Source organism: Brevundimonas alba (genome assembly GCF_011927945.1).
Taxonomy (GTDB): domain Bacteria; phylum Pseudomonadota; class Alphaproteobacteria; order Caulobacterales; family Caulobacteraceae; genus Brevundimonas; species Brevundimonas alba.
The window spans coordinates 1,856,201-1,876,669 of sequence record NZ_JAATJM010000001.1; the positions used below are offsets into that span (position 1 = coordinate 1,856,201).

At 68.9% G+C, this 20,469-nt stretch carries 20 protein-coding genes, 1 other RNA gene and 1 pseudogene; 11 read left to right on the forward strand and 11 right to left on the reverse strand.

All coding sequences use genetic code 11. From position 1 onward, the window contains the following. Positions 1 to 35: 35 nt before the first annotated feature. Positions 36 to 674 (forward strand): DUF2799 domain-containing protein, encoded by a 639-nt coding sequence (locus GGQ87_RS09055; protein WP_168046720.1) that lies wholly within the window; start codon positions 36 to 38, stop codon positions 672 to 674. A gap of 4 nt (positions 675 to 678) precedes the next feature. On the opposite strand, the gene GGQ87_RS09060 is transcribed toward GGQ87_RS09055, so the two are convergent. The 7 genes from GGQ87_RS09060 to GGQ87_RS09090 form a co-directional block, all read right to left on the reverse strand. Then, complete coding sequence (locus GGQ87_RS09060) at positions 679 to 1,704, reverse strand: class I fructose-bisphosphate aldolase (protein WP_168046722.1); 1,026 nt, start codon at positions 1,702 to 1,704, stop codon at positions 679 to 681. 97 nt (positions 1,705 to 1,801) lie between these two features. Next, positions 1,802 to 2,998: a phosphoglycerate kinase gene (locus GGQ87_RS09065; protein ID WP_168046724.1), complete on the reverse strand. Its 1,197-nt coding sequence runs from the start codon at positions 2,996 to 2,998 to the stop codon at positions 1,802 to 1,804. Beyond that, positions 2,995 to 3,333 (reverse strand): hypothetical protein, encoded by a 339-nt coding sequence (locus GGQ87_RS09070; protein ID WP_168046726.1) that lies wholly within the window; start codon positions 3,331 to 3,333, stop codon positions 2,995 to 2,997. The genes GGQ87_RS09065 and GGQ87_RS09070 overlap by 4 nt, the downstream gene beginning before the upstream one ends. Before the next feature lies 1 nt (position 3,334). Beyond that, positions 3,335 to 4,342 carry a type I glyceraldehyde-3-phosphate dehydrogenase gene (gene gap / locus GGQ87_RS09075; protein WP_168046728.1) on the reverse strand — a complete coding sequence of 336 codons (1,008 nt, stop codon included), beginning with the start codon at positions 4,340 to 4,342 and terminating at the stop codon, positions 3,335 to 3,337. Between the two features lie 105 nt (positions 4,343 to 4,447). Beyond that, the gene (locus GGQ87_RS09080) at positions 4,448 to 5,809 is read right to left on the reverse strand and encodes a S41 family peptidase (RefSeq protein ID WP_168046730.1); all 1,362 of its coding nucleotides are present in this window, start codon (positions 5,807 to 5,809) and stop codon (positions 4,448 to 4,450) included. After that, the gene (locus tag GGQ87_RS09085; protein WP_168046732.1) at positions 5,809 to 7,344 is read right to left on the reverse strand and encodes an ATP-binding protein; all 1,536 of its coding nucleotides are present in this window, start codon (positions 7,342 to 7,344) and stop codon (positions 5,809 to 5,811) included. The genes GGQ87_RS09080 and GGQ87_RS09085 overlap by 1 nt, the downstream gene beginning before the upstream one ends. Then, positions 7,341 to 8,072, reverse strand: a complete 732-nt coding sequence (locus GGQ87_RS09090) for a response regulator (protein ID WP_168046734.1) — start codon at positions 8,070 to 8,072, stop codon at positions 7,341 to 7,343. The genes GGQ87_RS09085 and GGQ87_RS09090 overlap by 4 nt, the downstream gene beginning before the upstream one ends. 127 nt (positions 8,073 to 8,199) lie before the next feature. On the opposite strand from GGQ87_RS09090, the gene GGQ87_RS09095 reads away from it, so the two are divergent. Together GGQ87_RS09095 and GGQ87_RS09100 are read left to right on the forward strand one after the other, a co-directional pair. Further along, positions 8,200 to 8,856, forward strand: a complete 657-nt coding sequence (locus tag GGQ87_RS09095) for an EF-hand domain-containing protein (protein WP_168046736.1) — start codon at positions 8,200 to 8,202, stop codon at positions 8,854 to 8,856. A 209-nt stretch (positions 8,857 to 9,065) separates the two neighbouring features. Continuing rightward, entirely contained in the window at positions 9,066 to 10,199 is a 1,134-nt protein-coding gene (locus GGQ87_RS09100) for a S41 family peptidase (protein WP_245161451.1), read from the forward strand. Between the two features lie 11 nt (positions 10,200 to 10,210). Here the strand turns inward: GGQ87_RS09100 and purT are convergent, their stop codons facing one another. Genes purT through tkt form a run of 3 tightly spaced genes read right to left on the reverse strand, consistent with a single transcriptional unit; the run spans position 10,211 to position 13,800 of the window. Further along, positions 10,211 to 11,404, reverse strand: a complete 1,194-nt coding sequence (purT, locus tag GGQ87_RS09105) for a formate-dependent phosphoribosylglycinamide formyltransferase (RefSeq protein ID WP_168046740.1) — start codon at positions 11,402 to 11,404, stop codon at positions 10,211 to 10,213. A gap of 3 nt (positions 11,405 to 11,407) precedes the next feature. Further along, positions 11,408 to 11,803, reverse strand: a complete 396-nt coding sequence (locus GGQ87_RS09110; RefSeq protein ID WP_168046742.1) for a VOC family protein — start codon at positions 11,801 to 11,803, stop codon at positions 11,408 to 11,410. Between the two features lie 2 nt (positions 11,804 to 11,805). Continuing rightward, entirely contained in the window at positions 11,806 to 13,800 is a 1,995-nt protein-coding gene (gene tkt, locus GGQ87_RS09115; protein ID WP_168046744.1) for a transketolase, read from the reverse strand. A gap of 98 nt (positions 13,801 to 13,898) precedes the next feature. Here tkt and GGQ87_RS09120 point away from each other — a divergent pair, with 98 nt between their 5' ends. From GGQ87_RS09120 to GGQ87_RS09150, 8 genes and pseudogenes are all read left to right on the forward strand, one after another. Next, on the forward strand, positions 13,899 to 14,156 hold the full coding sequence (locus tag GGQ87_RS09120; RefSeq protein WP_168046746.1) for a hypothetical protein: 258 nt from the start codon (positions 13,899 to 13,901) through the stop codon (positions 14,154 to 14,156). Further along, positions 14,156 to 14,464 carry a cell division protein ZapA gene (locus tag GGQ87_RS09125; RefSeq protein WP_168046748.1) on the forward strand — a complete coding sequence of 103 codons (309 nt, stop codon included), beginning with the start codon at positions 14,156 to 14,158 and terminating at the stop codon, positions 14,462 to 14,464. The genes GGQ87_RS09120 and GGQ87_RS09125 overlap by 1 nt, the downstream gene beginning before the upstream one ends. A 57-nt stretch (positions 14,465 to 14,521) precedes the next feature. Beyond that, entirely contained in the window at positions 14,522 to 15,064 is a 543-nt protein-coding gene (locus tag GGQ87_RS09130) for a GbsR/MarR family transcriptional regulator (protein ID WP_168046750.1), read from the forward strand. A 15-nt stretch (positions 15,065 to 15,079) separates the two neighbouring features. After that, on the forward strand, positions 15,080 to 15,760 hold the full coding sequence (locus tag GGQ87_RS09135) for a DUF4166 domain-containing protein (RefSeq protein ID WP_168046752.1): 681 nt from the start codon (positions 15,080 to 15,082) through the stop codon (positions 15,758 to 15,760). Positions 15,761 to 16,271: 511 nt separating this feature from the next. Beyond that, a pseudogene (locus tag GGQ87_RS15675) lies at positions 16,272 to 17,168 on the forward strand (TIGR01777 family oxidoreductase); the annotation flags it as partial. A gap of 79 nt (positions 17,169 to 17,247) precedes the next feature. After that, positions 17,248 to 17,408: non-coding RNA, 6S RNA (ssrS, locus tag GGQ87_RS15680), on the forward strand. Positions 17,409 to 17,466: 58 nt separating this feature from the next. Then, positions 17,467 to 18,012 carry a 5-formyltetrahydrofolate cyclo-ligase gene (locus GGQ87_RS09145; RefSeq protein ID WP_168046756.1) on the forward strand — a complete coding sequence of 182 codons (546 nt, stop codon included), beginning with the start codon at positions 17,467 to 17,469 and terminating at the stop codon, positions 18,010 to 18,012. 10 nt (positions 18,013 to 18,022) lie between these two features. Further along, complete coding sequence (locus tag GGQ87_RS09150; protein ID WP_168046758.1) at positions 18,023 to 18,847, forward strand: TIGR00282 family metallophosphoesterase; 825 nt, start codon at positions 18,023 to 18,025, stop codon at positions 18,845 to 18,847. Here the strand turns inward: GGQ87_RS09150 and GGQ87_RS09155 are convergent. After that, positions 18,844 to 20,415 carry an alkaline phosphatase D family protein gene (locus GGQ87_RS09155; protein ID WP_168046760.1) on the reverse strand — a complete coding sequence of 524 codons (1,572 nt, stop codon included), beginning with the start codon at positions 20,413 to 20,415 and terminating at the stop codon, positions 18,844 to 18,846. The two genes, GGQ87_RS09150 and GGQ87_RS09155, sit on opposite strands and share 4 nt — an antisense overlap. Positions 20,416 to 20,469 lie beyond the last annotated feature (54 nt).

Below are 20,469 nucleotides of genomic sequence, written 5' to 3' on the forward strand. Positions count from 1 at the left end.
GTCATGGTGAACGCGGGTATCTGGGGAGGCATCCAATGAAATATCTGATCATCGCCGCCGCCGCTGGTGGCGCCGCCCTGGCTCTGGGCAGCTGCGCGACCATGAGCGAGGAGCAGTGCATGGCCGGCGACTGGTCCGGCCAAGGCTATGTCGACGGCCAATCCGGCTACACCATGAGCCGACTGGATGAGCATGCAGAGGCCTGCGCCAAACACGGCATCGCGCCGGATGCGACGGCCTATGCGGCGGGGCGACGGCAGGGGCTCGTCTACTACTGCACGCCCGCGAAGGGCTTCGAAGTCGGCCGCACCGGCTCCGGCTACGGCGGCGTCTGCCCTTCGGAACTCGAAGCGGACTTCATGCCAGCCTACCGCGACGGTCAAATCGTCCACGAGGTCGAGGCGGCGCTGGCAGCCGCCCGCAGCCGTGTCGACGGGCTCGGGGCCCGGCTCCAGGAACTGGACGAAAAGATCGTCGCCAAACAGGCCGAGGCCCGCGCGGACGGTCTGACGGACGAGCAGCGCGAGCAGATCCGGAACCGCATCGCCGAGATCCGGCGCGAACGGGCGGACACCGAGCGCGAATGGCGGCGGGGGCAGGACGAGATCGACGACGCGGAGCGCGACGTCCGCGACGTCCGCTGGCGTTTCCGGGATCAGTACGGCAGCTGGTGAGGGCCTAGGCGGCCTTCTTCTCCAGCTTCTTCTCCCACTGGCCCAGTGAGGCCAGCCCGTTCATGCGGGCGCGGTGGTGGAAGGCGGCCTGACAGGCGACCGCATTCTCGGCCTTGCCCGACCAGGCGCGCTGCGGCGACGCCTGAAGCGCGCGGCCGTACGAGAAGGTCATCTTCCACGGGAAGCCGCCGATCCGGTTCATGGCGTCGAGGTGAGCCGTGGCCTGCTCGTCGGTCTGGCCGCCCGAAAGATACGCGATGCCGGGCACCGACGACGGGACCGTCGCCTTCAGCGCGGCGATCGTCCGCTCCGCCACTTCCTTGACCGAGGCTTGGCGGACGCTGCCCTTGCCGGAGATGACCATGTTCGGCTTCAGCACGATGCCTTCCAGCGCCACGCGCTGTTCGTAGAGCTCGTTGAACACCGTCTGCAGCACCTGACGGGTGACTTCGTCGCAGCGGGCGATGTCGTGAGAGCCGTCCATCAGCACTTCAGGCTCGACGATCGGCACGATCTGCTCCTGCTGGCAGATGCGGGCGTAGCGGGCGAGGGCGTGGGCGTTGGACTTGACGCAGCCCCAGGTCGGAATGCCGTCGGCGATGTCGATCACCGCGCGCCATTTGGCGAAGCGGGCGCCGCGTTCGTAGTGGGCGCGCAGCCGCTTGGACAGGCCGTCCAGACCCTTGGTCACCGTCTCGCCGGGGAAGCCGGCCATCTTGGTCGCGCCCTTGTCGACCTTGATGCCGGGGATCGAACCGGCGGCCTTGATGATCTCGACCAGCGGCGTGCCGTCGGCGGCGTCCTGGTACAGGGTCTCCTCGAACAGGATCACGCCCGAGATGTGCTCGCGCATCGTCTGCTCCGCGCGGAACAGGCATTCGCGATAGTCGCGGCGGTTCTCTTCGGTGTTCTCGACTCCGATGGCGTCGAAGCGCTTCTTGATCGTGCCCGTGGACTCGTCGGCCGCCAGAATGCCCTTGCCGGGCGTTACCATCGCCTGGGCCACTGCGTTGAGCGCCGCCAAATCCATCGGTTCCTCCTGAGCTTTGTGTTGGGGGTGATCTAGCCCCGTCAACGCCCAAAGTCACGCATTGTTACAGCGGCTTCGCGGGAGTTTGGCGCAAGGCTCAGGCCCGGAGAGCCTCGACTCCCGGCAGCGGCTTGCCCTCCATCCATTCGAGGAAGGCGCCGCCGGCGGTCGACACGAAGGTCATGTCCTCGGCCACGCCCGCGTGATGCAGGGCCGCGACCGTATCGCCGCCGCCGGCCACCGCGACCAGTGCGCCGGCCTTGGCCAACTGCGCCGCCGCCTGCGCGGCCTTCACGGTGGCGGCGTCGAAGGGCGGGACCTCGAACACGCCCAGCGGGCCGTTCCAGATCAGCGTCCGCGACAGCGCCATCGCCTTGATCAGCTTCTCGACCGTCAACGGTCCGGCATCGAGGATCTTCTCGTCCCCGCCGATCTCCTCGCGCGCCAGCACGGTATGCGTGTCGACCCCCGGTTTGACGTCCTTCGCCACCACCACATCGATCGGCAGCAGGATTTCGCAGCCCTTCGCCTCGGCCTCGGCGAGGATGTCCCGCGCCGTGTCGGCCATGTCCTTCTCGGCCAGAGAGCCGCCGATATCGACGCCTTGGGCGAACAGAAAGGTGTTGGCCATGCCGCCGCCGATGGCGAGGCGGTCCAGCTTGCCGACGAGGTTCTTCAGCAGGTCCAGCTTGGTCGAGACCTTGGCACCGCCGACGATGCCGATCACCGGCTTCTGCGGATTGCCCAGCGCGGCGTCTAGCGCATCCAGTTCGCGCCGCATCGACTCCCCGGCATAGGCGGGCAGCAGTCGCGCCAGCCCCTCCGTCGAAGCGTGGGCCCGGTGCGCGGCCGAGAAGGCGTCGTTGACGTACAGGTCGCCCAGCTCCGCCATCTGCGCGGCGAAGGCGGGATCGTTCTTCTCCTCGCCGGCGTGAAAGCGAACGTTCTCCAGCAGCACCACGCCGCCGGCCTCGAGGTCGGCCAACGCTGCCTTGGCCTCGTCGCCCACGCAGTCGTCGGCGAACCGCACCGGCGCGCCCAGCAGCTTCTCCAGATCGTCCACCACGGGCTTCAGGCTCATCGAGGGAACGCGCTGTCCCTGGGGCCGGTCGAAGTGGGCCAGCAGCGCGACCCTGGCCCCGGCGTCCCGAAGCTTCTGGATCGTCGGCAGGGCTACCCGAAGCCGCGTGTCCTCGGTGACCTTCCCCGCCTCCATCGGCACGTTGAAGTCCACCCGCACGAGCGCGGTCTTGCCAGCGAGAGAGGGGGCGTCGTCTAGGGTGCGGAAGGTCATGGAAAAATCTCTAGGAGCAAGGCGACCGTGAAGACGCCGAACAGGGTCAGCACCGGCAAAAACATGCCTGCGAATGATTTCGCGCCGAAGGTCCGCCCAACCAACGTCAGTACAACAACAAGCAGCGCGAGCAGGGCGAGGATGGCCAGAGAAGCGCCTATGCCGCGACTGCCGGCGTAGGTCGTGATCAGCCAAGCGGTAGCCTTGGCCCCACCGGCTCCCAAAGGAACGCTGAGAGCAACGGCGCCGGCGATCAGCCTGATGTCCGAATTGAACGCGTCGACGGGGGACAGCCTAGCTTGGTCTTCAAGCTTTCGAGCCCACTTCGGAGCCATCTCAGATGAACTTGCTCATTACCAGAGCCGTATCGGCCATCCGCGTCGCAAAGCCCCACTCGTTGTCGTACCAGCTCAGCACCCGGGCCAGCTTGCCGTCGACGACCTGGGTCTGGGGCAGGGCGGCGGTTGAAGAGGCCGACACGTGGTTCAGGTCGCTCGAGACCAGCGGGTCGGTGGTGGTGAACAGCACGCCCTTCATCGGCCCGTCGGCGGCGGCCTGAAGCGCGGCGTTGATCTCCTCGACCGTGACCTCACGGCCGGCCACGACCTTCAGATCGACCACCGAGACGTTCGGCGTCGGCACGCGGATCGAGGAGCCGTCCAGCTTGCCCTTGAGTTCCGGCAGCACCAGCCCCAGCGCCTTGGCGGCGCCTGTCGAGGTCGGGATCATGCTCAGGCCTGCCGCGCGGGCGCGGTACAGATCCTTGTGCATCGTATCCAGCGTCGGCTGGTCGCCGGTGTAGCTGTGGATCGTGGTCATGTAGCCGCGCTCGATGCCGAACAGGTCGTTCAGCACCTTGGCCACCGGAGCGAGGGCGTTGGTCGTGCACGAGCCGTTCGAGACCACGATGTCGTCGGCGGTCAGGGTCTCGTGGTTGACCTTGTAGACGATGGTCTTGTCGGCGTTGTCGGCGGGGGCCGAGACCAGCACGCGCTTGGCCCCCGCGGTCAGGTGCGCCGACGCCTTGTCCTTGGACGTGAACAGGCCCGTGCATTCGAAGGCGATGTCGACGTTCAGTTCCTTGTGCGGCAGCTTCGACGGATCGCGCTCGGCCGTGACCTTGATCCTGCCCATGCCGACGTCGATCCAGTCCTCGCCGGTCGTCACCGTGGCCGGAAACCGGCCGTGTACGCTGTCGTAGCGAAGCAGGTGGGCGTTGGTCTCGACCGGCCCCAGATCGTTGATCGCCACCACCTCGATGTCGCTACGGCCATGCTCGACGATCGAGCGCAGGACGAGGCGGCCGATGCGGCCGAAACCATTGATGGCGACGCGAACGGTCATGAGGGCGGTCTCCTGAAGCGTGGTGTTATCGTTGGCGCTTCAATGGAACCGGCGGCGCGGGGTTTCAACCCCGTGCCTGTAACAAGGCGTGATGAACTGTAACGCTTAGTCGGTCCGGCGCGCGCGAGGGCCCGGACCGCCGAACCCGACCTGATCCATGGTCACGACTCGCCCGGCCCCATCCCGTGAAAACTGCACGCGTCGTCCCGGATCGCCCACGACGGTGAACAAGTCCCCATCCAGCCGCGCAAGAGCAACCGGCGGGCGGCGGCCGCGGACGACGTTCAGCCGGTCGCCGGCGACTGAAATGGTCTGCTCCCCATAGGTGCCGGCGTAGGGCGTCAGGTCGCCCGCCGGGGCGGTAGAGTTCATCGCCTGCAGGGCCCATGCGGCGTCGGTGCGGCCGCTGTCGGCGGTCACGATCGCTTCCAGCGCCAGCTTATGAGCCCGCGTCAGGGCCTGATCCCACGGCACGGCCACGTCCGGGATGACACCCGTCCCTTCCCAGTTGCCGCCCGTATTCGGGTTTTTCGGCGAGCCCTGCGAGATGAAGATCGCGAAGCCGCCGCCGACAGGCACCATGCCGCCCGGGTTCGCCGCCCCGCCGCTCGCCTCGCCGACGATCGTGGCGCGCCGCGCACCCTGCAATGTGTAGGGGAAGGCTTCGCCGGCCGACCCGGTCCGGCCGCTGATCAGCACATAGACCGGCACGTCCAGCCGCGGTGTCGGATAGAAGACTTGCGGCGCCTCGCTCTGCGTCCCCTCCCGACTATGGAAGACATTGTAGATCGGGGCGTTCGCCGGAGTGAAGGCGCTGGTCAGATAGCCGACCATCGACGGCGCGCCGCCGCCGTTGTCGCGCAGATCGAAGATGACCGCATCGGCGTCGGCGACGAAGTCCAAGGCTGCGTCGGCAGCGCGCCGGGCCGGATCGGCCGGGTTGCCGAAGTCGATGTTAGAGAACTGCCGCAGATCGATATAGCCGACGTTGCCGGGCAGTATCTCGACCTTCCGGAACCCGAAGTGGCCGCGCGCCTCCATCGGATTGGCCCCGCGCCGCTCGGGCCCACCCGCGCCGGGAGGCGGCGGAGAGCCCGGAGCCCGGCGGACCCGCTGTGGCCCACCGCCGGGGCCGCCCGCGGCGGGTGCGTTGGGATCCCAGGCGACGTTGAAATGGGCGTCGAGCGGCCGCAGCCGCCGGCTCAGCGCCGCAGCCAGATCGCGTGGATCGGTCAGGGCGTCGAAGGCCCCGGCCGCGCTCTCGGCCTCCAGTCCGTCGGCGATCCGGTCTCCGGCCGCCGGGTCGAAATACAGCTCGCGGATGCGGCCCGCGACCGCGCCGACCGTCTCTCGAGGCACCGGCACGTCGGCCTGCGACTGAGCCTCGCTGCGCGGTCGGTTGTCCTGCGCCTCCGCAGGCAGGGTCATCAATGCGGCCAGAGCCGTGGCCAGTATGAGGATACGCATCAGCGGGTCTCCACAACGGTTGAAGCCAAAGGCAGATCGAGGCGAGCGGTCAGCCCGCCCTCAGTTCGCCGGATCAGGACGACGTCTCCGCCGTGAGCGCGGGCGGCTTGCCGGGCGACGGTGAGCCCCAGGCCCGCGCCGCCTGTTTCCCGACTGCGCGAGCGTTCCGCCCGGTGGAAGGGCTCGAACACCGCTTCAAGCTCGCTCTCGTCGAGGCCCGGACCGTCGTCCTCGACCTCGACGATGGCCCGGCCGTCGCGCGCGAAAGCCTTCACCCGCGCAGCTCCGCCGTATTTGACGGCGTTTTCGATCAGATTGCCCAAGGCGCGCCGCAGTCCCGCCGCGTCGCCTTCGACCGGCAGCGCCCCGCCGCCGTCGAAACGCACCGCCGCCCCCGTTTCCGCGAACCCGCCAGCGCAGTCAGCGGCAAGCGCATCGAGATCCAAGGGTTCGCGCCGGTCAGGCGTCGTCTCGCCGCGTACGAAGGCCATGGCCTGGGCGATCAGCGCGTCCATCTCCTCGATGTCAGACGCCATCCGGTCCCGCACGGTCTCCGACGCCTGCTCGGCCCGGAAGCGCAGCCGGGTCAGCGGCGTGCGCAGGTCGTGGGCGATGGCCGCGATGGTCTGGGTGCGCTGGCGCATGTGGTTGCGGAGTGACGCCTGCATATCATTGAAGGCGTGGATGGCGGTTCGCACCTCGCTGGGGCCGGACGGCGCCAGCGGCTCGGCGTCGGGATTGGCTCCCAGCCGCTCGGCCGCTTCGGCGAATACCCGGATTGGGCGCGTCAGACGCCGCGCCAGCCACCACACGAGCGGCGCCAGCAGCAGCATCGAAATGCCCAGGGCCAGCAGCACCCGCTGCTGCCATGGAGAGAGCAGGCCATGCGGAGGCTCTACCGTCGCCCACCGCCCGTCCGCCTGCCGCACCGAGGCGGAGAAGGGCGCGAAAGTCAGTCGGTCGGTCAGGATCGTGAACTCGCGCGTGGTCGAGTTCAGGACGATGGCGCTGTCGTCCCCCCGGGGTGCGAAATGCCGCATGTGCATCTCGGCCCTGCGATGGGCCTCATCCGGATTCAGTTTGGTCACGACGCGGACTTCATTGGAGCCGCCTGACCGTCCCTCCCGGGCATCGGGACGTACGAAGACGAAGCTGGCTGCTCCCGATTCCTCGTGAGGTGGAGGGCTGGGCCGCGGCCCCCGCCGCCGGTCCACCGACACGCGGACCATCCCCTGCTCGACCCCAAGACGGTTCGCCAGGCCCGCTGAAATGGCGAGAGCCATTGGATCGACGCGGTCCACGCCATCTGGCGACACCGGATCATCGGTGATCCGCCGCTTGAGCTCCCTGCCGTCGGATGTGCGGGCGGGGTCCCCCTTCAGTGCATCCGCCGCCGCCTCGATGCTGAAGCCGGCAGGGCGTGGTTCCGGCGCCAGCACGACCACGCCGAACGCCACCGCCTGCGACATCACCACGGCGAACGCCGCCAGCGCCGCCACCTGGACCAGGACGGGCAGGGAGGAGGGACGCTTCATGAGCCGCCCCTCGCCGCGCCGTTCTGGCGGTCCACCCGCACGTCGAACATATAGCCCTCGCCGCGCAGGGTCTGGATCAGCTCCAGCCCCGATCCGTCGTCCAGCTTCTTCCTCAGGCGGCTGATCTGCACGTCCATGGCGCGGTCGAAGACATCGCTGTCCGCCCCCCGAGCCCGCTCCAACAACTGGTCGCGGGTCATGATCCGGCCCGGCCGCTCGGCGAAGGCGCGCAGTAGGGCGAACTCCCCCGCGGACAGGCTGACGATCCGGCCGTCCGGTCTCACCAGTTCCCGCCGCATCAGGTCCAGCCGCCAGCCCGCAAACGCAAGGCACGGCCCATCCGCCTCGGCCGCATCCCGCGGTCGCCTCAGCACCGCCCGCACTCGCGCCAGCAGTTCGCGCGGATTGCACGGCTTGGCCAGATAGTCGTCGGCGCCCAGCTCCAGTCCGATGATCCGGTCCGTGTCCTCGCCCATGGCCGACAGCATGACGATCGGCGGGCCCTTGCCTGCCATCCGCCGACAGACCGACAGTCCGTCCTCGCCCGGCATCATCAGATCCAGCACGATCAGGTCCGGCGCGCGGGCGGCGATGGCGCGGTCCATCTCGGCCGCCGTCGCCGCCCCCTCTGCGGCGTAGCCGTGCTGGGACAGGTATTCGGTCAGCACCTCGCGGATGCCGGGGTCGTCGTCGACAACGAGGATGCGCGGGGCGGCTTCGGCTTGCATGCGGCCATTGTGGCGAACGACGGTCGCCTCGTCATTTCACCGCTGAAACAATTCCCGCCGCCTCTGAAACACGGGCGAAAGGCCATCGTGGTCGAACAGGGGAATATCCAACGGGAGCCGACCGCTCATGCTGACCCTAATCGCTCTGTCCGCCGTCCTCATCCAGGAGCCGCCCACCCCGCCGGCGCCGCCCGAAATCCACACCCGGGTGATGGTCATGGGCTCCGATGGCCCCGGCACGCTCGACAAGGACGGCGACGGCCAGGTCTCGCGCGAAGAGTTCGCCGCGCCGATGAACGATCATTTCGCCCGGATGGACCAGAACGGCGACGGTCGTCTCTCGACGGAGGAACTTTCCGGCGGCCACGGCCCCGATGGCGACGGCGACGTCGTGTTCTTCCGCGGCGGACCCGACGGGGCGCCCGGCGTTCACCGCTTCGAGATGCGACGTCCCGGCGGCGAAGGCGGCCGCGAGGAGCGTGAGATCGTCATTCACGGACCCGACGGACGCGGCATGCCGATGATGATCCACGGCGGTCACGGCGGCCCCGGCGAAGAGTCCCGCGTCGAAACTCGCCGGATGGGCGGTCCCGGCGGGCACGACGACATGGACAAGGACGGCGACGGCAAGGTCAGCGAGGCCGAGTTCGTCGGCCCACTGCGCGACGCTTTCGCCCGCATGGACGCCGACCACTCCGGCTTCATCGAGGAGGGTGAACACGGCGGCGGAGATGGCGAGGTGCGGGTCTTCACCCACCATATCGAGACGCGCGACGAGCATTGAAGCCGTCCTGCGCTTTCGTGATTTGAAGACCGGAGGTCCGCCGCTCTAACGTGGCGCCGATGAACCTCCGCCGCCTCCTTCTCGAACTGACCGGGTCAGCCGCGATGAGCCTTGTGCTTGTCGCGGCGCCGGCGTCGGCGCGTGATCCTGCGACAGAACCCGCTGCGGCCGCGGCTCCCCGCGCGCGGATGCCCTCCGAGCGGGCGCGGATGAACCAGCGCGTCTTCGACCGCGTCTGGAACGAGGTCCGCACCCAGTATTACGACCCGGGACTGCACGGCGTGGACTGGAACGCCGCCCGGCGCACCTATCGACCGCAGGCGCTCGCCGCCGCGGATGACCGCGCCCTCTACCGCGTGCTCGGCGAGATGCTGGACCTGCTGGACGACGAACACGCGGGCGCCTCGGCCCCGGCCGTGTCCCGCCGGATCGACACCGTCCGGCAGGCGCGTCCCGCGATCGGCGTCACCCTCCGCGCCGATCCCGGCAAGCCGGGGCTGTACGTAGTCGAGATGGTCCGCGAAGGGTCGCCGGCCGAGGCGGCGGGCGTCGCCGCCGGCTGGCGGTTGGATACCACCGCGCCGGGGGTCTGGTACCCCGAACTGGATGTGCTCGACGGCCAGACCGTCACCCTCGCCCTCGCCGATCCGCAGGGCGTGCCCCACACCGTCTCAATCACGCCCCGGGTCATGGAGCCGCGCTCGCCGTTCGCCGTCGACCTGTCCCGGCCCGGGGTGGCGGTGCTGCGCATCGACGCCTTCGACCCCGGTCTCGGCGACTGGATGGGCCGGCAGCTCGCGGCTCTTCCGTCCGAGACCGACGTCATTCTGGACCTGCGCGGCAATCCCGGCGGTCGTCTGGTCGAGGCGGATGCGGTCCTGAGCTGCTTCCTTCCGCGCCACCGCGCCTGGGCGACCCGGACGACACGGTCCGGCCGGGCGATCGTGCTGACGACCGCCGGAGGCTGCGGCGATCTGGAGGGGCCCGCGCCGAACGACGTGGCCGTTCTCGTCGACGCCAACAGCCGCAGCGCCGCCGAGCTGACGCCCGCCGCCCTGCAGGAAGCCCGCCGCGCCGTGGTGGTCGGCGAACAGACCGCCGGCGCCGTGCTGATTTCGCAGGACACACGCCTGCCGGATGGCGGTCGCCTCAGCCTCAGCCGCTCGGACTTTGTCACCGCGGGCGGGGTCCGGCTGGAGAAGCGCGGCGTCACTCCGGACCTGACCGCCCCCGTCGCGGAGCGCGAGGCGCACGGTCAGGATCCGGCGCTCGATCTCGCCATCGCCGCCCTGTCGGGCACGGGCGCCCAGCAGGTCCGCGCGGCCGAGCCCGCGCCGCTCTAGCCGGCGCCGCACTAGCCTTGGACTGGCCGGACCTTCGACGCCGCCTCGCGGGCGCGCTCCCGCGCCTGTTCGACCGTGTCGCCCCGCGCCGTCGCCACGCCCATCCGCCGGCGCTCGTAGCTCTCCGGCTTGCCGAACAGCCGCAGGTCGGCCGTCGGGACTGACAAGGCCTCGTCCACCCCCTCGAAGGCGATACCGGGCGCGTCCATGCCGCCATAGATCACCGCGCTCGCGCCTATGTCGCGTTGGCTGACGTCCACCGGCAGGCCCAGGATTGCCCGGGCGTGCAGGGCGAACTCGCTCATCGTCTGGGTCGCCAGGGTCACCAGACCCGTGTCGTGCGGCCGCGGAGACACCTCCGAGAACCAGACCTCGTCGCCCCTGACGAACAGCTCCACCCCGAATACGCCGAGCCCGCCCAGCGCGTCGGTTACCTTGCGCGCGATATCCTGCGCCGCCGCCAGCGCCGCCGGGCTCATCGCCTGCGGCTGCCAGCTCTCGACATAGTCGCCCTGCACCTGCCGATGGCCGATGGGCGCGCAGAAGTCGGTCCGAACGGCCCCCTCACGCATCGACCGCACGGTCAGCAGGGTGATCTCGAAATCGAAGTCGATCCGCTCCTCGACGATGACCCTCGCCGTCTGGACCCGGCCGCTCGACTGGGCATGGGCCCAGGCGTTGGCGGCGTCCTCGAGTGCGTCGATCATCGACTGGCCCTTGCCCGATGACGACATCACCGGCTTGACGAACACCGGCAGGCCGATGCGGTGCGCCGCCTCGGCCAGTTCAGCCGCGCTGCCGACAAAGGCGTAGGGGGAGGTCGGCAGGCCGAGTTCCTCCGCCGCCAGCCGCCGGATGCCTTCGCGGTTCATGGTCAGGTGCACGGCGCGGCCGGTCGGAATGACCCGCGCCACGCCCGCCGCCTCGATCGCCGCCAGGGCCTCTGTGGCGATGGCCTCGATCTCCGGCACGATGATGTGCGGCGCCTCGGCCATGATGATGCCGTTCAGCACCTGCGGGTCGGTCATCGGGATGACGTGACTGCGATGCGCCACCTGCATGGCCGGCGCGTTCGGATAGCGGTCCACCGCGATCACCTCGGCGCCCAGCCGCTGCAGCTCGATGGCCACCTCCTTGCCCAGCTCGCCGGCGCCCAGCAGCATGACGCGGGTGGAGTTGGCGGATAGCGGCGTGCCGATACGCATGGGTCAGTCTCCGGTCCGGGCGGGTTCGATCAGGTCCCAGGCGTTGCCGTACAGGTCCTCGAACACCACCACCTTGCCATAGCTTTCGTGCCGCGGCTCCTCGCGGAACCGCACGCCCGCGGCCAGCCAGGCGGCATGATCGCGCATCAGGTCGTGGGTCTCGAGGAACAGCCAGACGCGCCCGCCCGCCTGATCGCCAACCCGCGCCCGCTGCTCCTCCGTTGTCGCCTTGGCCAGCAGGAGTGAGGTCTCGCCGCCTTTGGGCGTGACCCGCACCCAGCGCTTTCCGCCGCCCATGTCGGTGTCTTCGCTGAGCGCGAACCCCAGCGTGCCGACATAGAAGGCGACCGCCTCGTCATAGTCGCGGACCAGCAGGCTGACCGCGCCGAGACGCGCCATCGTCAGAGCCGCGCCTTGACCGCCGCGACCACCGCCTCGGTGGTGATGCCGAACTTCTCGTACAGCACTTCCGCCGGAGCCGAGGCTCCGAACCCGGTCATGCCGACGAAGGCGCCGTCCTCGCCGATGAACCGTTCCCAGCCCTGCTGGATCGCGGCCTCGACGGCGACGCGCACGGTGCCGCGGCCCAGCACCGACGCCTGATAGGCCGCGTCCTGCTGGAAGAAGAGTTCGAAGCAGGGGACCGACACCACCCGCGTCGGCGTGCCTTCGGCTTCCAGTTTCTCCGCGGCGGCGAGCGCCAGCGGCACCTCGGTGCCGGTCGCGAACAGGGTGGCCTTCGCCTCGCCGTTCGCCGCCTTCAGCTCATAGGCCCCGCGCGCCGAGAGGTTCTCCGGTGCCGCGACCATCCGCACCGCCGCCGTCTTCTGCCGCGACAGGGCCAGCGCCGACGGCGTCGACCTGTGTTCCAGCGCCAGACGCCAGCACTCCATCGCCTCGACCGTGTCCGCCGGGCGGAACACCATCAGGTTCGGAATCGCCCGCAGCGCCGCCAGATGTTCGACCGGCTGGTGCGTCGGTCCGTCTTCACCGAGGCCGATGCTGTCGTGGGTCAGCACGTGGATGACGCGGATGCCCATCAGACCCGCCAGACGGATCGACGGGCGGCTGTAGTCCGAGAACACCATGAAGGTGCCGCCGTAGGGGATGACCCCGCCGTGCAGGGCCATGCCGTTCATCGCCGCGGCCATGCCGTGCTCGCGAATGCCCCAGTTGACGTAGCGGCCCTCATAGGTCGGCGCGTCGAAGATCGGCGTGCCCTTGACGAAGGTGTTGTTGGAGCCGGTCAGGTCGGCCGAGCCGCCGATCAGTTCCGGCACGGCGGCGAACAGCTCGTCCAGGGCGGCCCCGGACGACTGGCGCGTGGCCTGCGCCGGCTTCGTCTCGACCAGTTCGGCGATCTTGGCGTCCAGCGCCGTGAAGGCTCCCTCGGGCAGATCGCCCTTCATGGCCCGGGTGAAGTCCGCCGCCTGCGCCGACGCCGCCAGTCGGGCTTCCCACGCCTTGCGATCGCGCGCCCCGCGCTTGCCGACCTTGCGCCAGGCGCTTTCAACGTTCTGCGGCAGTTCGAACGGATCATGGGCCCACGACAGGCCCAGCCGCGTGGCGGCCACCTCGGCCGCGCCCAGAGCCGCGCCGTGGGTCTTGTGGCTGCCTTCCATGGTCGCGGCGCCACGGCCGATCTTGGTGCGGCAGGCGATCAGCGTCGGCTTGTCCTGACGCGTCGCCCACTTCAGCGCCGCCTTGATCTGCCCCATGTCATGGCCGTCGATGGCCTTGACCGCCCAGCCCGCCGACTTGAAGCGCGCCTTCTGATCTGTGGCGTCCGACAGGCCGACCTTGCCGTCGATGGTGATCTCGTTGTCGTCCCACAGCACGGTCAGCTTGTTCAGCCGGTAGCGGCCGGCGAGGGTGATCGCCTCCTGCGACACGCCCTCCATCAGGCAGCCGTCGCCGGCGATGACCCAGGTCCGGTGGTCGACCAGATCGTCGCCGAATCGCGCTGCCAGATGCCGCTCTGCCATGGCGAAACCGACCGAGTTGGCGAGACCTTGTCCCAGCGGTCCCGTGGTCGTCTCGACGCCGGGCATATGGCCGAACTCGGGGTGCCCTGCCGTCTTCGAGCCCCACTGACGGAAGTTCGACAGCTCGTCTTTCGTCGCGGCCTTGTAGCCGGTCAGGTGCAGCAAGGCGTAGATCAGCATCGAGCCGTGGCCCGCCGACAGGATGAAACGGTCCCGGTCGGCCCAGTCCGGGCGGCTGGCGTCGAACTTCAGGAATTTCGAGAACAGCACCGTCGCCACGTCGGCCATGCCCATCGGCATGCCGGGGTGGCCGCTCTTCGCCTTCTCGACTCCGTCCATGGCCAGAACGCGAATGGCGTCCGCCATCTGCTTCGGCGTGGCTTTTTCGGATACGGCTTTGGCGTCGGTCACGGGCGGGACCTTTCGTCGGAAGGCGGAAAAAGGGAGGCGCGCCGCTTTACCCCGGCGCGCCAGCGGGTTCTATACGGATTCTGGAGGAAGTGACCTGCATGGACGCTGCATCGGCCGCCAAGGACCGGGTTGATCGCGCGCTGGCGCTGCTCGAACGCCGCCTGCTCGACCTGAAAAGCCGCGCCGCGGGCGCGGGCCGCGCGCCCGACGACGACCTGTTCGCGCCACAACCCTCCAGCGAGACCGACCGGGCCCGCATCCACGAACTTGAATCCGCCGGACGCGACGCCGCCGAGGTGCTGGCTCGCGCCGCCGACGCCATTCGCGACAGCCTCGCCGAGCGGGAGGCCCGCTGATGGCCACCGTGACCGTCGAGATCAACGGCCGCCCCTACGCCGTCGGCTGCGCCGATGGACAGGAAGAGCGCGTCCGCATTCTCGCCAAACAGTTCGACGGCCACGTGCGTCAGGTGGCGGGCGAGGTCGGCCATGTCGGTGACATCCGCCTGTTCCTGATGGCGGGCCTGCTGCTCGCCGACGAACTGCATGAAGCCCGCCTGGCGGTGCCGGGCTCCGAACCCGCCGCCGCCTCAGCCGGCGACGGGGTGGCCGAGGCGCTCAACGCCGTCGCCGCGCGTCTGGAAAAGATCGCCCAAGGCCTGTGACAGACCGCCGCTCCGGTGGAGATTGACTCCCGGTCTTCGTTGTCTGATATTTCTGTAATGACAGAAATAACAAAACTGCCAGTCTCGATCGAACGCTTCGTCCTTCATTGGGGCGAGATGGGGGGCTTCTGGGGCGTGAACCGCTCCGTCGCACAGATCCACGCCTTCCTGATGACGGCCGACAGGCCAGTGACGGCCGAGAACGTCGCCGTCGCGCTGGAAATGGCGCGGTCGAACGTATCGACCTCCCTGAAGGAACTGCAGAGCTGGAATCTGATCCGGCGCGTTCCGATCCGGGGGGATCGGCGCGATCATTTCGAGGCCGAGACGGACGTCTGGGAAGTCGCCTCCCGGATCGCGGCCGGGCGAAAGGCCAAGGAGATCGATCCCGCTCTTGAAACCCTCCGGGTCTGCGTCGCTGAGGCCGAAACCGATCCCACAGTCCATCCCGTCGCTCTCAAGCGGCTGAAAGAGATGCTCGAATTCACCGAGACCCTCGACCGCTGGTACGGGCAGATCACCACCGTAGCGCGGCCGAAACTGATGGCGCTGCTCAAGCTCGGAGCGCGCATCGCGGCGCTCATTCCAGGTGGCAAATAGGCGGAGGAGGGGACAATGGGGGCGAGGCCCGCAATCCGGGAAGATCGACCGATCGCGCAGGCGGACGGCGACCTGCTTGATCTGCGCTTCCGGGCTCTGCTTGCCGAGCCGGAGTGGAAGACCCTGCCACTGGCTGTTCGGCGCCGCTTCACCAAGCGCATGAAGAGCGGCGACACCGTGGTTTATCGAGGCCATGTGATCGAGATCGAAACCCGTCCGCTGGGACGCCTTCTGGCGTTCGCCGCGCGGATGATCGGCGGGCCGCTACCGCTGGTCTTCGCGCCCGGCGCCGCGGTCGTCACCGTAACCGAGGATGCCATCGGGCGCGGTCAGGTCTGGACGCGGATGTACGTTCGCCGCGCCGGCTTCCCCCAGGTCATCCATAGCGCCAAGCGGTTCGCCGGTCCGACGGGTCTGGAAGAACACATCGGCGGCGGCGTCGGCATGGCTCTGACCGTCGCGGCCGAGGACCGGGCGCTGGTGTTCCGCAGCGCCTTCTACTTCGCCACCTTGGCCGGAGTGCGGTTGCGCCTGCCACAGTGGCTCGAGCCCGGCGCCCTGACGATCGTCCATCGCGACCTCGGCCATGGCCGGTTTGCCTTCACACTGGCTCTCGACCATCCCCTGTTCGGCCGGCTGATCGGGCAGAATGCGACATTCCGGGACGCGCCGGCCGAGGAGGCGCGGGATGTCTGACCTGCTCTGGATTCTACTGACGCTGCAGATCGCCATGGGGGCGTTCGACACGTTGTTCCATCACGAACTGACCGAGCGGCTGGCCTGGAAGCCCTCGCAGAAATCGGAACTGCGCCTCCACGGGGTTCGAAACCTGATCTACGCGGTGCTTTTCCTGCTGATCGGCTGGACTGAACCGAAGGGTTGGCTGGCGGCCGCGATCCTCTGCCTGCTGGCCATCGAAGTGGCGATCACACTGACTGATTTCGTGGAAGAAGACCGGACACGCCGGCTGCCCGCTTCCGAGCGGATCACCCACACCCTGCTGGCGCTAAACTACGGCGCCATACTGACCCTGCTTGCGCCGCTGCTTCTGCACTGGTCAGGCGAGCCCACGGGGTTCGTGGCCGTCTCGCATGGCCTTTGGAGCGCCATGGCCTCGACCGCCGCTGTCGGCGTCGGCATCTTCGGATTGCGCGACCTCGCAGCCGCGGACCGTTCCGACCGCCTGATACCGCCGAGCGCCGCCGTTATGGGCCGGGAACTGCCGGGCCGCCGCCGCATCCTGATCACGGGTGCGACCGGCTTCATCGGCCGGCGGCTGACCTCGGCCCTGACGGAAGCGGGGCACGAGGTCGTGGCGCTCATGCGTGATCCGGCGACCGCCAATCTCCCGGCTCCGATCATGATCGTCACCGCCCTCGACCAGATCTCCGGCGACACTCGGATCGACGCGGTCATCAACCTCGCAGGCGAACCGATCAGCGACGGCCTTTGGACGCTCGCCAAGCGCCGCCGCATTCTTCGCTCCCGGCTCCGCACCACCCGCGAGGTGCGCCGGCTCATCGCGCGGCTCCAGAGGCGGCCGGAGGTCCTCGTAAGCGGCTCGGCGATTGGTTGGTATGGCCTGCATGCGGATGCGCCTCTGGACGAAACGGGCTCGTACATCCCCTGTTTCAGCCACCGTCTCTGCCACGCCTGGGAGCAGGCAGCTCTCCGGACGGAGACCTTGGGCGTACGGGTCGTCACCGTGCGCATCGGTCTGGTGCTTGGGTCGGCGGGCGGCATGCTGTCACGCCTGTTGACGCCATTCGAGTTTGGGCTCGGCGGCCCGATGGGGTCGGGCAGACAGTGGATGTCATGGATATCTCTCGACGACTGCGTGCGCCTTATCCTGCATGCCGTGGCCGATCGCCGGCTCAACGGACCCATGAACGCGACAGCCCCCTGCCCGGTGACCAGTGCAGAATTTTCCCGCGCTCTGGGCAGCGCATTGCGCCGGCCCGCCCTCTTGGCTGCGCCTGCCGCACCCCTGCGGTTCGCGTTCGGAGCCTTCGCGGACGAACTGCTTCTGGGTGGACAGCGGGTGCTGCCCGCAAAGGCGCTGGCGACCGGTTTCCGGTTTCGTCACCCGGACGTCGAGACGGCCTTTCACGAGATTGTCGGAGCCCCGCCGGCGCCCGCCACTGGCGCGGCGAGACGCGAGCGACTATCTTGCTCGACGGCGGGTCCTGCTGCGGCCCTCGTCGAAGGCAACATTTCCTCGCGACCTTAATTCACTCGAAGGGATCTGTCCCTGTTTGGGCTCGAGGGCCCGGGCACACGGAGCCCACCTGGCTACCCAGGTCGAGAGGATTTAAACGTCCTTCACGGTTCTTGCGGCGCCGCCACCCACTCTTTGCGCGCTAGCGCTCGCCGCGCGGCGGCTCGCTGCTTGAGCGCGTTCCATGATCGACAAACACGAACTCCGGGCGGCGATGCGGGCCACGCGCAAGCGGCTGGCCGGACTCGATCCCGAGGCGTCGCTGCGGGCGGCGGAGCACGCCGGTGACCTGCCGCCGGGAGAGGTCGTCGCGGTCTATCGCGCCATCGGCTCGGAGATCGGTGCGGACGCCCTGTCGATGGCGCTGACCTGTCAGGGTCGCTCGCTCTGCCTCCCCGTCGTGATCGAACGGGACGCTCCGATGATCTTCCGCCGCTGGTCGCCGGGCGAGCCGCTGGAACTCGACGTCGCCGGCGTGCCCGCGCCCCTGCCGCTCGCCGAAACCGTAACGCCCGACCTGATCATGACCCCCCTGCTGGCCTTCGACGCAGCGGGTGGACGGCTGGGGCAGGGGGGCGGCTACTACGACCGGACCTTCGCCGCCCTGTCGGACGCCCTCCGCGTCGGCTTCGCCTATGCCGGGCAGGAAGTCGAAAATCTGCCCGTCGAACTGCACGACATCCGCCTGCATGGCGTTCTGACCGAGAGGGGCTATAGAGCCGTCCCATGAGGCAGAGCGTATGAGACTCGCGTTTTTCGGCGATGTGGTGGGCAAATCCGGCCGCGACGGGCTCAGCGATCACCTGCCCGCGCTCAAGCGCGACCTGAAGCTCGACTTCGTGGTGGTCAACGCCGAGAACGCCGCCGGCGGCTTCGGCATCACCGAGAACACCGCACGCGAGCTGTTCATGGCCGGCGCCGACTGCCTGACCCTCGGCAATCACAGCTGGGACCAGCGCGAGGCCCTGACCTACATCGTGCGCGAGCCGCGCCTGATCCGCCCCCTGAACTACCCGCGCCTGATGGACGCGCCGGGCGCGGGGGCCAACCTGTTCGAGACGCATTCCGGCAAGACCGTGCTGGTCATGAACGCCCTTGGCCGCATCCATATGGACGCGGTCGACGACCCGTTCGGAGCGGTCGAGAAGGAACTCGCCGCCTGTCCGCTGGGCATGGCCGCCGACGCCATCATCGTCGACATGCATTGCGAGGCCACGTCCGAGAAGATGGCCATGGGCCATTTCTGCGACGGCCGCGCCAGCCTCGTTGTCGGCACCCACACCCACGTCCCGACCGCCGACTGCCAGATCCTGCCGGGCGGCACGGCCTACCAGACCGACGCCGGCGGCTGCTGCGACTACGACAGCGTCATCGGCAACGAGAAGGAAGAGCCCCTGCGGCGCTTCACCACCCGTCTGTCCGGTGGTCGCTACACCCCGGCCCACGGGCCCGCGACCATCTGCGGCGTCTATGTCGAGACGGACGACCGCACGGGTCTGGCTACCCGGGTGGAGCCGATCCGGGTCGGCGGACGGCTGAGCCAGGCGGTGCCGGTAACCGCCTAGGCGGGCACCACCCGCGCATCCCCGCTCGCCACCGCCAGCGTCGCCCGCGTGGTCAGCGTCCCGTCCTTCTCCGAGACCTTGTCCAGCACCTTGAACTCGGTCTGCCAGCGCTCCGGCGTCACGTCGCAGACGACATAGCCGCGCTGGGCGTTGTTGAACTTGAGGAACGGATTGTCCGCCAGGAAGCGCCGCCCCTCGGCCCGCTGATCCTGCCCGTCGCCGGACGAACTGATCGAGGTGGTGACGAACTCCGCCGCAACGGGCGCGCCTTCGGGATTGCGGCTGTCGAGGTAAAGCTCGCCCGCATAGTTCTGATGTTCGTCACCCGTCAGCACGATGGTGTTGCCGATCCGGCGATCCTTCAGACGCCGCAGCAGCCGCTGCCGGGGGATGCTGTAACCGGCCCAGGTGTCGAGGTTGTAGCCCGGCTCCGGGCCTTCCTTGCGGTCCAGATCCATCACCATGATCTGCTGCGCCAGCACCTTCCAGTGCGCCTGCGACTGGTCGAGCGCGCGATAGAGCCATGCCTCCTGCGCCTCGCCCAGCACCTGCGCGGCGGGATCGGCCACGCCCGCGCATGTCGTGGCCCAGGCGTCGTCACACGGCTGATCCGACCGATAGGACCGGGTATCGAGCAGGTTCAGATCCAGAAGATCGCCCCAGGCCGCATTCCGGTACAGCTGCATCTCCGCGCCTCGCGGAAACGCCGACCGGCGCAGCGGCATATGCTCGTAAAAGGCCTGCGCCGCCGCCTGCCGCCGCAACAGGAAGACCTCGGGCGGCACATCATCCGGGTCCTGATCCGACACCCAGTTGTTCTGGATCTCGTGATCGTCCCACGTCACGAACCAGGCCGCCGCGGCGTGGCTGGACTGCAGGTCGGTATCCAGCTTGTACTGCGCATAGCGGCGCCGGTAGTCGTCCAGCGAATAGACCTCGCCGCCGATGTGCTGGCGCGGATTCTCGATGGTCCCGCCCGACCCCGTATAGGTCCGGCTCCCGCGCCCTTCGTAGATGTAGTCGCCGTAGCAGTAGATAAAGTCGAAATCCTCGGCCGCCGCCTTGCGGTGCGCGGTGTAGAATCCCTGCTCATAAGCCTGACAGCCCAACACGCCGAACCGCGCCTGCGTCACCCGGGCGCCACGCGCCGGAGCCGTCTTGGCCCGGCCGGACGGCGTGCGCTCCGCGCCGGCGGTGAAGCGGTAGAAATACTCGCGGCCGGGTTCCAGACCCTCGACCTCGACATGGACGGCATGGCCGAGTTCCGGCCGGGCTATGGCCTCGCCCCGCTGCGCCACATTGGAGAAGCCGCGGTCCGTCGCCACCTCCCATTTCACCGGCACGGGCGCGGACGGCATCCCGTGGCCGATCTCTAGCGGACGCGGGGCCAGCCGGGTCCAGATTACGAAGCCGTCCGGCGCCGGATCGCCGGCGGCGATGCCCAGCTGGAACGGATATTCCGCGAACACCGGATCGGCCAGCGCCCGACGGCCCGAGCCCAGCACCACGCCCCCGGCGCCGAGCGCCAGCATCAGCCCGCGACGGGATACGGAATCGGGCAGGCGCATGTCGGAATCTCCTTCTGAAGGACGAGCCTGACTAGCCCGGAAATATGACGGTCG